This window comes from Streptomyces sp. NPDC048424 (assembly GCF_040651555.1).
Classification (GTDB): Bacteria; Actinomycetota; Actinomycetes; order Streptomycetales; family Streptomycetaceae; genus Streptomyces.
The window spans coordinates 229885-242961 of the sequence record NZ_JBEZKE010000009.1 but is presented as its reverse complement, the minus strand read 5'-3'; the positions used below and the strand labels follow the sequence as shown (position 1 = coordinate 242961).

The window sequence follows — 13077 nt, the reverse complement described above, 5'->3', positions numbered from 1 at the left end:
CTACGTTTCGCGTATGACCGCTCTGACGGCGAAGGTGACGGAGCCCGCGCCCCCGCCCCCCGACGCCCGCGCCCCCAAGCGCCGCGGCGTCGAGCTGACGCTCCTCGCCGGCGCCGTCATGGTCTCCGTCCTCGGCCACCTCTACGTCGGCCTCGCCACCACCGGCCACACCCCCCGACTCGCCGCCCGGTACGCCGGCGGGCTCGCCGCCGCCGCGCTCCTCGCCCACCTCGCCGTCCGCTTCAGGGCCCCGTACGCCGACCCGCTCGTCCTGCCGATCGCCGTCCTGCTCAACGGGCTCGGGCTCGTCCTCATCCAGCGGCTCGACGCGACCACCCCCGGCCACCTCACCGCCGGGGACCAGCTCCGCTGGTCCGCCCTCGGCCTGGCGCTGTTCGTCCTGGTCGTCGTCGTGCTGCGCGACCACCGCGTGCTCCAGCGCTACGCCTACCTGTCGGTCGCCGCCGCCCTCGTGCTGATGCTGATCCCGGTCTTCTTCCCGGCGGTCAACGGTGCGCACATCTGGATCCGGTTCGCCGGACTCTCCTTCCAGCCGGGGGAGTTCGCCAAGATCCTGCTCGCCGTGTTCTTCGCCGCCTACCTCGCCGCGAACCGCACCGCCCTCGCCCTCACCGGCCGCCGGCTCTTCTGGAAGCTGCGCCTGCTCCCCGGCCGCGTCCTCGGCCCGATCCTCGCGATCTGGCTGCTCAGCGTCGGCCTGCTCGTGCTGGAGCGGGACCTGGGGACCTCGCTGCTCTTCTTCGGACTGTTCGTGATCATGCTGTTCACCGCCACCGGGCGGATCGGCTGGATCGCGATCGGGCTGCTGCTCGCCGCCCTCGGCGCGTACGCCGTCGGGACCTTCGAACCGCACGTGCACAGCCGCGTGAACGACTGGCTGAATCCTTTCGCCTCCATCGAGCGCGGCGAAGGCCCCGGTCAGCTCGCCCAGTCCCTCTTCGCCTTCGCCGCCGGCGGCCTGCTCGGCGCCGGGCTGGGCCACGGCCACTCCTTCCTCATCGGCTTCGCCGCCAAGTCGGACTTCATCCTCGCCACCGCCGGCGAGGAACTCGGCCTCGTCGGCCTCGCCGCGATCCTGCTCCTCTACGGACTCCTCGTCGCCCGCGGCTTCCGCGCCGGGCTCGCCCTGCGCGACCCCTTCGGCCGGCTGCTCGCCACCGGGCTCGCCTCGATCGTCGCCCTCCAGGTGTTCGTCATCGCGGGCGGAGTCACCGGGCTGATCCCCCTCACCGGCATGGCCATGCCCTTCCTCGCCCAGGGCGGCTCCTCCGTCGTCACCAACTGGATCATCGTCGCGCTGCTGGTCCGGCTGAGCGACAGCGCCCGCAGGCCGCGCCCCGCCGAGGAGGAGGCCCCGTGATCCGCTACATCCGCTGGTGCGCGTACTTCTGCGCGCTCCTCCTCGTCGCCCTGCTGGTCAACCTCGCCCGCGTGCAGGTCTGGGAGTCCGCCGCCTACGGCGCGAACCCGGCCAACAAACGCCCCGCCATCGAGCGCTACGCGAAGCCGCGCGGGGACATCCTGGTCGACGGGCGGCCCGTCACCGGCTCCCGCGACAGCGGCCAGCTGCTGCGCTACGAGCGGACCTACGCGAACGGCCCGCTCTACGCGCCGGTCACCGGCTTCTCCTCCCAGACGTACGGGACCAGCTTCGTGGAGCGCGCCGAGGACGCGGTCCTGTCGGGCACGGACCCCGGCCTCTCGGCCTTCCCGCTCTGGTACGACCTGGCCCGCGGCCGCCCGGCCGGCGGGAACGCCGCCACCACCGTCCGCTCCGGCATGCAGCTGGCCGCGTACGCCGGGCTCGCGGGCAAGCGGGGGGCGGTGGCCGCCGTCGAACCGGCCACCGGGAGGATCCTCGCGCTGGTCAGCAGCCCCTCGTACGATCCGGCGGAGCTGTCGGGGACGGGCACGCGGGTGAAGGACGCCTGGGCACGCCTGAACGCGGACCCGGCCAAGCCGATGCTCAACCGGGCGCTGCGCGAGACGTACCCGCCCGGCTCCACCTTCAAGATCGTGACGGCTGCGGCCGCGCTCGACGCGGGCGTGGTCACCGACGTGGACGCGCCGACCCGGACCCCGGACCCGTACCCGCTGCCCGGGACCAGCACCCTGCTGCCGAACGCGGCCACGGGGTGCGAGGACGCCTCGATGGCGGACGCCGTGCAGTGGTCCTGCAACACGGTGATGGCGAAGATCGGCGTACAGGTCGGGCTGCGCGCGATGGTGGAGGCGGCCGGCCGCTTCGGATTCAACGGGGCGGGGCTGCGGGTGCCCTCCTGGGTGTCCCGGTCGAACTTCGACACCGACATGAGCCAGGACCAGCTGGCGCTGTCCTCGATCGGCCAGTTCAACACGAAGGCCACCCCTCTCCAGATGGCGATGGTGGCGGCGGCGGTGGCCAACGGCGGCGAGCTCAAATCGCCCTACCTGGTGGAACGCACCACCCAGGACGACGGCTCCCCGGTCCGGCGCGGGGACCAGCGCAGCCTGGGCCGGGCGATGAACCCGGCCACGGCGCTGCGGATGCAGGACCTGATGGTGAAGGTCGTGGAGAACGGGACGGGCCGGAACGCGGCGATCCCGGGCGCGGTCGTCGGCGGCAAGACCGGCACCGCACAGCACGGCGTCGGCAACGTGGGGACCCCGTACGCCTGGTTCATCTCCTGGGCCAAGGCGGAGGGCTCGCCGCTGCCGGCGGTCGCGGTGGCGGTGGTGGTCGAGGACGCGGCGGCGGACCGGGGTGACATCAGCGGCAACAGCGCGGCCGCGCCGATCGCCCGCGCGGTGATGGAGGCCGCACTGACCCCGCCCCCATAACCCCACCGGGCTTCCGCCCCGCACCTCAATCGCCGACGGGGCTGGATTGTGCGGCAGGGCCGGAGTGGTGCGGCGAAGCCGGAGGTGGCGCGGGTCAAAGATCGGGGCTCCGCCCCGGACCCCGCGCCTCAATCGCCGGCGGGGCTGGATTTTGGTGCGGCAAAGCTGGATTTGGTGCGGCGTAGCCGAAGGTGGTGCGCCAAGGCTGGAGTAGTGCGGCGCAGCCGAAAGGCCGCTGGGATCGAAGCGGGCCGGTTGGGGCGGGGTCGGGTGTGTGTCGGGGTGATCCCCGCAGGGCGTCGAACGCACTGCCGCCGAGCTCTCCGACCTCCCGACACGTTCGGCGTCCGAGGAGACGCCCCGGCGCGCGCCCGGCCCCGTCACAACCGGCCCCCGCCCAGCCAGGCTCAGCCCTGACCTCGGCTCCGGCCCTGGCCCCGGCCTCGGCTCTGGCACTGGCCCGCTCAGGCCCTGGCCCGGCCTCGGCTCGCCCGGCCCCGGACCTGGCCCGTTTTGACCCGGGCCCTTCCCTCGGCCCCGGTCCTGGCCTGGCCCGGCTCCGGCCCGCACGGGCCCTGGCCCGGCCTCGGCTTCGCCCCGGCTTCGCCCCGGCTTCGCCCCGGCCGGGCCCCGGCTTCGCCGAGGGTTCGTGGGCCTAGCCGGGGGCGTCGTCGTTCGCGCCCTCCCTTACCGCGGCCTCGACCTCCGCCACCCGCAGGGCCTCCTCCGCCGCGAACCGCTCCCGGTCCAGGACCTCCGCGATCTCCTCGTCCTGACTCATCAGCAGGTCCAGGTTGGAGTCGCCCATCTCGAAGACGCCCATGTCCAGATAGGCCCGCTGGAGCCGTTCCCCCCACAGCCCGATGTCCTTCACGCACGGCACGATCCGGCTGAACAGCAGCCTCCGGAACAGGTGCACGAACTCCGACTGCTCGCTGAGCTGCTCCGCCTCCTTCGCCGCGATGCCGAAATTCTCCAGCACCTCCACCCCGAGCAGCCGGTCCCGCATCAGGTGGCAGCCCTCGATCACGAACTCCTCGCGCTCGCGCAGCTCGGCGTCCGTGAGCTGCCGGTAGTAGTCCCGCAGCGCCATCCGCCCGAAGGCCACGTGCCGGGCCTCGTCCTGCATCACGTACGCCAGGAGCTGCTTCGGCAGCGGCTTCGCGGTCGTGTCGCGGATCATGCCGAAGGCGGCCAGCGCCAGCCCCTCGATGAGCACCTGCATGCCCAGGTACGGCATGTCCCAGCGGGAGTCGCGCAGGGTGTCGCCCAGCAGCCCCTGGAGGCTGTCGTTGATCGGGTACAGCATCCCGACCTTCTCGTGCAGGAAGCGCCCGAACACCTCGGCGTGCCGGGCCTCGTCCATGGTCTGCGTGGCGGAGTAGAACTTCGCGTCGAGGTCCGGCACCGACTCCACGATCCGCGCCGCGCACACCATCGCGCCCTGCTCGCCGTGCAGGAACTGGCTGAAGTTCCAGGAGGTGAAGTGGCGGCGCAGCTCGCCCTTGTCCTGCGCGGTGAGCTTGGCCCAGTGCCGCGTCCCGTACAGCGGCAGGGCCTCGTCGGGGGTGCCGAGCGGATCGTACGGGTCCACCTCGATGTCCCAGTCGATGCGCTTGGCGCCGTCCCACTGCTTGTCCTTGCCCTTCTGGTAGAGCGCGAGGAGCCGCTCGCGGCCGTCCTCGTACTCCCAGCTGAAGCGGGCGGAGCCGGAGGCGGGGATCTGCCAGACGGCCTCGCCCGGGTCCTCGGTGTAGAGCTCGTGCGTCGACACTGACGCCCCCTCGTCTCACGTACTGCCGTGCGGGACCGGACAGTTGGCAGGGTCACACGTTGGTAGACACGGGGTCAACAAGTCGTGCGCGGGGGATTGACGACCTTGCTGACAGGCAGTCTCATAAGAAATGACCGCCGGTAACTCGACCACGAGGTGTCCGAAACCATGACGACCGTGACCGAACGAGCCGCGCTCAGGGACGCCCTCGGCCTGCTGAAGGACCGGGAGCAGATCGCCGAGCGACTGCTCGAATCCTCGGCCAAGCACTCCTTCGACCCCGACAAGGAACTCGACTGGGACGCCCCCACCGTCGAGGGCAAGTACTACTGGCCGCCCGAGCTGCTCTCCCTCTACGACACCCCGCTGTGGAAGAAGATGGGGGAGGAGCAGCGCATCGACCTGTCCCGCCACGAGGCGGCGGCGCTCGGCTCGCTCGGCATCTGGTTCGAGATCATCCTGATGCAGCTGATGGTCCGGCACATCTACGACAAGTCGCTGACCAGCAATCACGTGCGCTACGCACTCACCGAGATCGCCGACGAGTGCCGCCATTCCATGATGTTCGCCCGCATGATCAAGCAGAGCGGCAGCCCCGAGTACCCGGTCTCCCGCGTCAACCACAACCTCGCGCGGATCCTGAAGACGGTCTCCACCACACCCGGATCCTTCGCCTGCACCCTCCTCGGCGAGGAGATACTCGACTGGATGCAGCGCCTGACCTTCCCGGACGAGCGCGTCCAGCCGCTGGTCCGCGGGGTCACCCGGATCCACGTCATCGAGGAGGCCCGGCACGTCCGGTACGCCCGCGAGGAACTGCGCCGCCAGATGCTGACGGCCCCGCGCTGGGAGCAGGAGCTCACCCGGATCAGCTGCGGAGAGGCCGCCCGCGTCTTCTCGCTGGCGTTCGTGAACCCGGCCGTCTACGACAACGTCGGCCTGGACCGCCGCGAGGCCGTCGCCCAGGTCAGGGCGAGCGGCCACCGCCGTGAGGTCATGCAGACCGGAGCGAAGCGGCTCACCGACTTCCTCGACGACATCGGCGTCCTGCGCGGAGTCGGCCGGAGGCTGTGGAAGAGCTCGGGCCTGCTGGCGTAGGCCCGGGGGCCGGGCGGGGGCGCGGGCCGGGCCTGGGCCGGCCTGGGTCAAGCCCGTCCGGCCTGGACCGCTCCCGGACCGGCCTGGACCGCTCCCGGACCGGCCTGGACCGCCCCCGGACCGGCCTGGACCGCCCCCGGACCGGCCTGGACCGGTCTGCGGAGATCGGTCGGACCGGGCCCCGGCGGCGCCCGTGGGGCTACCCTGCGGTCATGACCGTACGCGCCTACCGCAGGCTCAGCGTCGAGGAGCGGCGAGCCCAACTCCTCGACGCGGCCCTCTCGCTGTTCGCGCACCGGGCGCCGGAGGAGGTCTCGCTGGACGACGTCGCGGAGGCCGCCGGGGTCTCGCGCCCGCTCGTCTACCGCTACTTCCCGGGCGGCAAGCAGCAGCTCTACGAGGCCGCCCTCCGCTCGGCGGCGGACCTCCTCGAACTCTGCTTCGCCGAACCCCAGCAGGGGCCGCTGACCCAGCGCCTGGCCCGGGCCCTGGACCGCTACCTCGCCTTCGTCGACGAACACGACGCCGGTTTCGCCGCGCTCCTCCAGGGCGGCAGCGTCGTGGAGACCTCCCGCACGACGGCGACGGTGGACGGCATCCGCCGGGCCGCGGCGGACCAGATCCTCGTCCACCTGGGTGTCCCGGCGCCCGGTCCCCGGCTGCGCATGATGGTCCGTACGTGGATCACGGCCGTCGAGGCGGCCTCCCTGATCTGGATCGACGAGGGCAAGCAGCCGGAGGTCGAGCGGCTTCGGGACTGGCTGCTGGACCAGTTCATCGCCCTGCTGACGGCCACCGCGGCCACCGACCCGGAAACCGCGGCGGCCGCGCGGGCCGCGCTCGCGCTGGAATCGGCGGACGGGCCGGTCGGGGTGCTGGCCCGCCGGGTGATCCCGGTGGTCTCCGAGGCCGCCCACCTGCTGTGACACTGGTGGGGTGAGAAGCCAACCGACCCCGTTCGAGGGCGGCCCGATGGACGGCCGGGTCCTCCCGATCCTCCTCGGCCTGACCGGACACCCGCCGAAGTGGTACGAGATTCCCGTCCCGGTGCCGGACGGGCCGGCGACGGTGCTGCTGTACGAACGCGTTCCGTCGGGGTACTCGAAGCGACTGGGCCTCCAGAAGGGCTGGAAGTACGAGTTCCGCCCGTCGGGACAAAAGCCGAAGCCCCGCTGGCCCTGGACCAAGCCCCCTCGCCGCCCCTGATGCCAAGGCCCGGCGCGACCCCGTCGCCGGGTTGATGGGGTCGGGCCTCGGTCGGGGTCGGGTGCGCGCCGGGGTGTCTCCTCGGGCGCCGAACGTGTCGGGGGGTCGGAGGGCTCGGCGGCAGTGCGTTCGGCGCCCTGCGGGGATCACCCCGGCACACACCCGACCCAGCCCGAGCCCCTCCGGCGCGCGCCGTGTCGCCGGTACGCGGGGCCGGGTTGATGGGGTCGGGCCTCGGTCGGGGTCGGGCGCGCGCCGGGGTGTCTCCTCGGGCGCCGAACGTGTCGAGGGGTCGGAGGGCTCGGCGGCAGTGCGTTCGGCGCCCTGCGGGGATCACCCCGGCACACACCCGCCCCCGACCGAGCCCCTCCGGCGCGCGCCGTGTCGCCCGTACGCCGATCAAGGTTGCCCGGTTCGGACACGACTGCGCCTCGTCCCGATGATTACCCGGCCCCCGCCGTCTCCCTCCGGTGCGGTCCGGGGGTCGTACGCGGTGCTCGGCGCAGACCGCGGTTGTATCGCTGCGCCACCCTTCCCCGGGCTGCCGCCCGGTGCGCTCCGCACCTCTCACTCGCCGAGCCGCGGGCTGGATACCCGGCCATGGAACGGCCCCCGCCGAGCCGGTGCGGTACCCCCACCGCTCCCACCAAGTCCCCCCGCAAGGGAGCACCCCCGGCCGGCAGGCCTGCGCACGGCGCGGGAACGGCCACCCGCCGAAACTCCGGTTGGCCCACCCTGCCGCCATCCCCGGCGGTAGTCCGGCGCGGGTGGCGCGCGCCCGCGCCGTCCAGCTTCCCGCCGAGCCCGGGCATGGGAGCCGTATCCCCGTCCGACGAACCTCGCGCCGGAGGACCGGCAAGGGAACGGCCTCCCGCCGAGCCTCCGGCTGGCCCCGGCGGTGGGCCGGGGCCTGGCGCGGGGGGCGCGCCCGCGCCGTTGAACCTCCCGCCGCTGCCCCCGGCTCGCTGGGCCTCGGGCCGGAAGCCTGGCACGGTAACGGCCTCCCGCGAGCCTCCGGTTGGGAGGCTGGTGTGGGAGGCGCCCCTCGCCGAGCCCCCGGCAGGGCGCGGTACGGGGCCGAACTGCCTCCCGCCAAGCCCGCGGAAGGGCGCGGTGCGGGAACCGAGGCCCCGACCGCCGAGCCTCCGGTCAGGAGGCCGGTAGGGAGAGGACGGCCAAGGCGCCGCCGGCGTCCGCTCGGCGGAACTCCAGGCGGGCGCCGATCGCCGCAGCCTGGCCCGCCGCGATCGTCAGGCCCAGGCCGTGGCCCTTGCCGCCGCCGCTGCGGAAGCGTTGCGGGCCGTGCGCCAGGAGGTAGTCGGGGAAGCCGTCCCCGTGGTCCCGTACCGTCACCACCGGCCCGTCCACCGTCAGGACCACCGGCGGGCGCCCGTGCCGGTGGGCGTTGGCCACCAGGTTGCCCAGCACCCGTTCCAGCCTGCGCCGGTCCGTCTCCACGTGCGCGTCCCGGACGACCACCACCTCCGTGTCCGTCCCCGAAGCCCGTACCACCCGCCCGGCCAGCCGCCCCAGCTGGTGCAGGTCGGTCTCGACCACCTCGCTGCCCGAGTCCAGCCGGGAGATCTCCAGCAGGTCCTCCGTCAGCTGCCGCATCGTCCGTACCCGTTCGCGCACCAGCTCCGTCGGCCGGCTCTCCGGCAACAGCTCCGACGCCGCCTGCAACCCCGTCAGCGGTGTGCGCAGTTCGTGCGCCACGTCCGCCGTGAACCGCCGCTCGCTCTCCAGCTTCGACTGGAGGCTGCCCGCCATCGTGTCCAGTGCCCCCGCCACCGTCGCCACCTCGTCCTGGTGCCGCGAGGGGTCCTTCGTCCGCGGGTCGTCCACCCGCGCGTCGAGGTCGCCCTGGGTGATCCGCCGCGCCACGGTCGCCGTCTGGTGCAGCCGCCGCGTCACCCGGGTCACCGCGAACGCGCCGACCAGCAGCGTGCCGCCGATCGCCAGCACCGACGAGCCGATGATCGCGTGGTCGAGCCCGCTGATCGTGCGCGCGCTCTGCCCGTAGTCGACGGCGGTCGCCAGCGCCCGGCCGTCCGCCGGGGCCGCCGCCCACATCACCGGGCGGCCCCGATATTCCGCCACGACCGTCCCCCGCTGCCCGCTGACGGCGAGCGCCCGCAGCGTCGACGGCAGGCCCACGGGATCCAGCCCCGCGTCGCGCGGCAGTGCCTCGCCCGCCTCGTACGCGCGCGAGACGTCGTGCAGTTTGCCGAGTGCCTTCTCGCGCGCCGTGGCCACCGTCTGCCGGGTGACCTCCACGTGGACGAGCACACCCAGCACGGCCGCCAGCGAGCAGCACATCACCACGATGAAACACGCCGACTTCCAGGTCAGCGTGGCCGTCCAGGCGGGCAGCCCCGGTCTCATGGCCGGACCGGCTCGGAATCGGTTCCGGGGCCAGGGCCGGGGCCGGGGCCGGGGCCGGGGCCGGGGCCGGTTCCGGGGCCAGGGCCGGGGCCGGATCCGGGGCCGCGGTTCGCCGGGCCCTGCCCACTCGCGGGCACCCGCACGACCTGCTCGCGCGTCGGCAGCATGGTGAGCTGCTTCTCGTCCCAGGACCAGGCGGTGATCAGCTCGTAGCCGCGGTTCCCGCTGGGCACCCGCAGGACCACGTCCCGCCCGGCCAGTTCCACCGAGATGACGGTCTGCGTGGTCGCCATGATCCGGTTGAGCCGTCCGTCCGGGTCCGCCGTGTACACCCGTACGGACATCATCCGGTCGGGGAACTCGATGCCGACGATCAGCTCGTCCTTGCCGTTGCCCGTGAGGTCCCGGTAGTACGGCGTCAGCACCGGGCACGCCCCGGCTTCCGCGTCCCCGCCGTCCCCGCCGTCCCCGTCCTCCCCGTCCTTCGCGCAGGCCCTGATCGCGGCCGCGGTCTCGGCCGGCATCCCGTCGGCGCCGACGTCGGTGTTCGGGTGGGCCCGCAGCTCCGCCTGGACGAGGGCCACCGGATCGACCCCGTGCACGTCCTGGTCGCGGACGGGCGGGATCCCCTTGACGTACTCGGGCGGGGCCCCGCCCGGATCGGCGGGCGGTACGGTCGCCCCCGTACGGTCGGGCCACAGGTGGACGGGCCCGCTCGCGGTCGGCGTGGCGCCGGCCGCGACCAGCTCGCCGGTGTCGCCGCAGCCGGCCAGCAGCGGAAGCAGGGCCAGGGCCGGCAGGGCGTAGGGCCAGGGCCCCAAGGCGCGAAGCCTGTTCACAACTGCCCGTGCCCTTCTCTCCGCACTACGACGACTGACGACGACCGACAACTGATGTCGACCGATGGCGTCAACCATATGCGGAGGTACGTCCCCTTTGGGATGTCAGCTGTCCGTGCGCCCTCGGCGCAGCATCGCGAAGCCGAGCCCGGCGGCGCCGACGGCCGCGATGCCGCCGCCGGCCGCGAGCAGCAGCACGCCCTCGCCCGGTCCGTCGGCCAGCGTGCTCAGCCGCTGCGCGTCGGCCGGGGCGGAGGCGAGGTCCCGGAGGCCGCCCGCGGCCGGCCGCTGCGGAGCCGAGGCGGGGACCACGTGCCCACTGCGGGTACCGGTCTTGTGCCCGTCGCCCGCGACGACGTGCCCGCCGCCCTGTGCGGTGGTCTCACCGACCCAGGAGGTCAACTGTCCGGTGGAGTCCAGCGCGGCGTGCAGCTCCCCGGCCGTGCCGAAGTCGGTGACGCCGTCGCGGCTGGTCAGCGTGGTCGCCTTGGAGCCGTCGGCGGTCAGGATCTCGGCCTGGTACGCGCCCTGGAGGGTTCGGTAGACCTTCGCCGTGGACTCGCCGTCCGCGAGGGAGAGGCTCTTGACCAGGGTCCGCTGCGGGGCCGCGGAGTGCGCGGACGAGGCCGCCGGCACCCCTTCGGCCAGCGCGGCGGCGGCGGGCAGCGCCAGCAGGCTCGCGGCACATGCGGTCACGGCGGCGGCGCGAACGAGGGTGCGGCGGCGGCTGACGGTGCTCACGGGAAGCCCTTCGGTGCTGGTGCTGGTCAGGCCCTGGCGTGTCCAGGTGGGACAAACCTAGGGGCCTGCCGTTGCGGCCGAGCCCCGGACGTGTAACAGCGAAGCCGCAACGTCCCGTCGGAGTCGTTACACAACCGAGGGATTGTGGTGCGGCGTTCCGGCTGCTCCCATGGACGGCGGGGGTGAGGGCGATGCGCGGACTCAAGGTACTGCCGAGCGGCCGGCCCGGCCGCGGCCGGCTGTACGTCAACCTGCCCGACGGGCAGGCGGTTGGCTGGTACGACCGGCAGGCCAACCGGATCAGCGTCCTCGCGGACGACCACCGCGAGGCGATCCTGGCGGTGCTGCGCCCCTACTTGAGCGGGACCGTCTCGATCGGCCCGCCCCCGGTCCCCACGGCGGCCGACCTGCGGCGCCTCGCCCTCCCGCCGGACGCGGACCTGGCCCCGAACCGCCCCGGCGAGACCTTGCTGGGCGACCTCGAACACGGCTCGGCGGGCACCCGCGCCCGGCACCGGCTGCGCCAGGACCTCACCGCGCAGCAGCGGATCGGCGACGCCTTCGACGCCCTGGAGCCGGACGGATGGCGGACCCTGCACTGCGTTCCGCTGCCGGGTCTGGGCCGCATCGACCACCTGCTCATCGGCCCGGCCGGGATCTTCTGCGTGCGTACGGTCCCGGGCCGCCGTCAGCGCGCGGTGGTCGGCGACCTCCTGCTCACGGTGGGCCGTACGGAACCCCGCCCGGACCCCCGCTGGCTCCGCCGCGCGGCAGCCCGCGCCTCCCTGACCCTCACCGCCCGCGTCACCCCGGCCCTGGCCCTGGTCGACGCCTCCCGCATCGACAAGGCCCCCACGGTCCGCGACATCCGCATCCTCCATCCCCCGACGGCCACTTCGGACCTCACGGGATCCCCCACCACCCTCAAACCCCCAGAAATCGAAACCCTCTTCGCCCAGGCCCGCGACACAAGAACCTGGCTCCCCTCCACATAGCCCCCGGCCGCGCCGCGAACTCCAGCCCCGCCGGCGTTTGAGGCGCGGGGTCCGGGGCGGAGCCCCAGGTTCTGGAGCCCCCGCCCCCTCAGGCGGAGGACCGCTTCCGAGGCGTCGCCGCCTTCTTCGCCCCCGCCCCCGTCTTCTTCGCGGCCGCACCCGCACCCGAAGTGGACTTCGTGGCCGCCGACTTGCCCGTGGTCGCCTTCTTCTTCGTCGCGGCCGACGCCGACGCCGCAGTCTTCTTCGCCGAAGCCGCCGTCGACTTCTTCCCGCCCACCGCCTTCGGCGCAGCCGCACCCGCGCCCGCACCCGCACCCCGCGCCTTGCGCCGTAGAGGAGTCACCTCACCCCCGGCACCCGCACCGGCACCCGCACCGGCACCCGCACCGGCACCCGCATCCCCCTCCACCTCCCCCCGAGACGCCTTCGCCGCCCGCACGCTCTTCTCCAGCGCCGCCATCAGGTCGATGACCTGGCCCCCGGCCGGCTCCCGCTCGGACTCCACCGGCTCGAACCCGCCCCCCGCCTTCGCCGCGATCATGGCTTCCACGGCCTCCCGGTAGTCGTCGTGCAGCGAGGCCATCTCCACCTCGCCCAGCGTCGCCATCAGCGCGTCCGCCAGGTCGAGTTCGGCATCCCGTACCGACACCGTGACCTCCGGCGCCACGCCTTCCGGCGCCCGGATCTCGTCCGGCCACAACAACCCGTGCATCGCGATCACGTCGTCGACGACCCGCAGCATGCCCAGCCGCTCCCGCCCCCTCAGCGCGTACTTGGCGATCGCGACCTTCCGGCTCCGCTTCAGCGCCTCCCGCAGGAGCGTGTACGGCTTGGCCGCCGTCGCCCCGTTCGCCGCGAGGTAGTACGCCGCGTCCATCTGCAACGGATCGATCTCGTCGGCGGGCACGAACGACATGATCTCGATCGTCTTCGCGGTCGCCAGCGGCAGCTGCGCCAGGTCCTCGTCCGTGATCGGGATGACCGACCCGTCGGCCTCCTCGTACCCCTTGCCGATCTCGGCGCTCGACACCTCCTCGCCGTCCAGCTCGCACACCTTGCGGTAGCGGATCCGTCCGCCGTCGCCGAGGTGGATCTGGCGGAAGGAGATCGAGTGGCTCTCGGTGGCGTTCACGAGCTTGATCGGAATGCTGACCAAGCCGAAGGAGATCGCCCCGTTCCATATGGATCGCACGGT

General features: G+C 73.4%; 11 protein-coding genes. 6 read left to right on the top strand and 5 right to left on the bottom strand.

Annotation, left to right across the window (positions count from 1 at the left end; all coding sequences use genetic code 11):
• Positions 1-13 precede the first annotated feature (13 nt).
• The gene (locus AB0D29_RS16015) at positions 14-1381 is read left to right on the top strand and encodes an FtsW/RodA/SpoVE family cell cycle protein (protein ID WP_362854636.1); all 1368 of its coding nucleotides are present in this window, start codon (positions 14-16) and stop codon (positions 1379-1381) included.
• Positions 1378-2841, top strand: a complete 1464-nt coding sequence (locus AB0D29_RS16010; RefSeq protein ID WP_362854635.1) for a penicillin-binding transpeptidase domain-containing protein — start codon at positions 1378-1380, stop codon at positions 2839-2841. Before AB0D29_RS16015 ends, AB0D29_RS16010 begins: the two co-directional genes overlap by 4 nt.
• Positions 2842-3496: 655 nt before the next feature.
• On the opposite strand, the gene AB0D29_RS16005 is transcribed toward AB0D29_RS16010, so the two are convergent.
• Positions 3497-4615 (bottom strand): ferritin-like domain-containing protein, encoded by a 1119-nt coding sequence (locus AB0D29_RS16005; RefSeq protein WP_362854634.1) that lies wholly within the window; start codon positions 4613-4615, stop codon positions 3497-3499.
• A 168-nt stretch (positions 4616-4783) separates the two neighbouring features.
• Between AB0D29_RS16005 and AB0D29_RS16000 the strand changes: the two genes are divergently transcribed.
• The 3 genes from AB0D29_RS16000 to AB0D29_RS15990 all read left to right on the top strand — a co-directional run bounded on the left by AB0D29_RS16000 (position 4784) and on the right by AB0D29_RS15990 (position 6919).
• Entirely contained in the window at positions 4784-5713 is a 930-nt protein-coding gene (locus AB0D29_RS16000) for a diiron oxygenase (RefSeq protein WP_362854632.1), read from the top strand.
• 212 nt (positions 5714-5925) lie between these two features.
• A complete protein-coding gene (locus AB0D29_RS15995) occupies positions 5926-6639 on the top strand; it encodes a helix-turn-helix domain-containing protein (RefSeq protein ID WP_351583520.1) in 714 nt (237 codons plus the stop codon).
• A gap of 10 nt (positions 6640-6649) precedes the next feature.
• Positions 6650-6919, top strand: a complete 270-nt coding sequence (locus AB0D29_RS15990; protein WP_362854631.1) for a hypothetical protein — start codon at positions 6650-6652, stop codon at positions 6917-6919.
• Positions 6920-8068: 1149 nt separating this feature from the next.
• On the opposite strand, the gene AB0D29_RS15985 is transcribed toward AB0D29_RS15990, so the two are convergent.
• The 3 genes from AB0D29_RS15985 to AB0D29_RS15975 form a co-directional block, all read right to left on the bottom strand.
• Entirely contained in the window at positions 8069-9304 is a 1236-nt protein-coding gene (locus tag AB0D29_RS15985) for a HAMP domain-containing sensor histidine kinase (protein WP_362854630.1), read from the bottom strand.
• Positions 9301-10125 carry a hypothetical protein gene (locus tag AB0D29_RS15980; protein WP_362854628.1) on the bottom strand — a complete coding sequence of 275 codons (825 nt, stop codon included), beginning with the start codon at positions 10123-10125 and terminating at the stop codon, positions 9301-9303. The genes AB0D29_RS15985 and AB0D29_RS15980 overlap by 4 nt, the downstream gene beginning before the upstream one ends.
• Before the next feature lie 123 nt (positions 10126-10248).
• A complete protein-coding gene (locus AB0D29_RS15975) occupies positions 10249-10884 on the bottom strand; it encodes a hypothetical protein (protein ID WP_362854626.1) in 636 nt (211 codons plus the stop codon).
• Positions 10885-11075: 191 nt separating this feature from the next.
• Here AB0D29_RS15975 and AB0D29_RS15970 point away from each other — a divergent pair, with 191 nt between their 5' ends.
• On the top strand, positions 11076-11879 hold the full coding sequence (locus AB0D29_RS15970) for a nuclease-related domain-containing protein (protein WP_362854625.1): 804 nt from the start codon (positions 11076-11078) through the stop codon (positions 11877-11879).
• An 88-nt stretch (positions 11880-11967) separates the two neighbouring features.
• Here the strand turns inward: AB0D29_RS15970 and AB0D29_RS15965 are convergent, their stop codons facing one another.
• Entirely contained in the window at positions 11968-13074 is a 1107-nt protein-coding gene (locus tag AB0D29_RS15965) for a Ku protein (RefSeq protein ID WP_362854623.1), read from the bottom strand.
• Positions 13075-13077 lie beyond the last annotated feature (3 nt).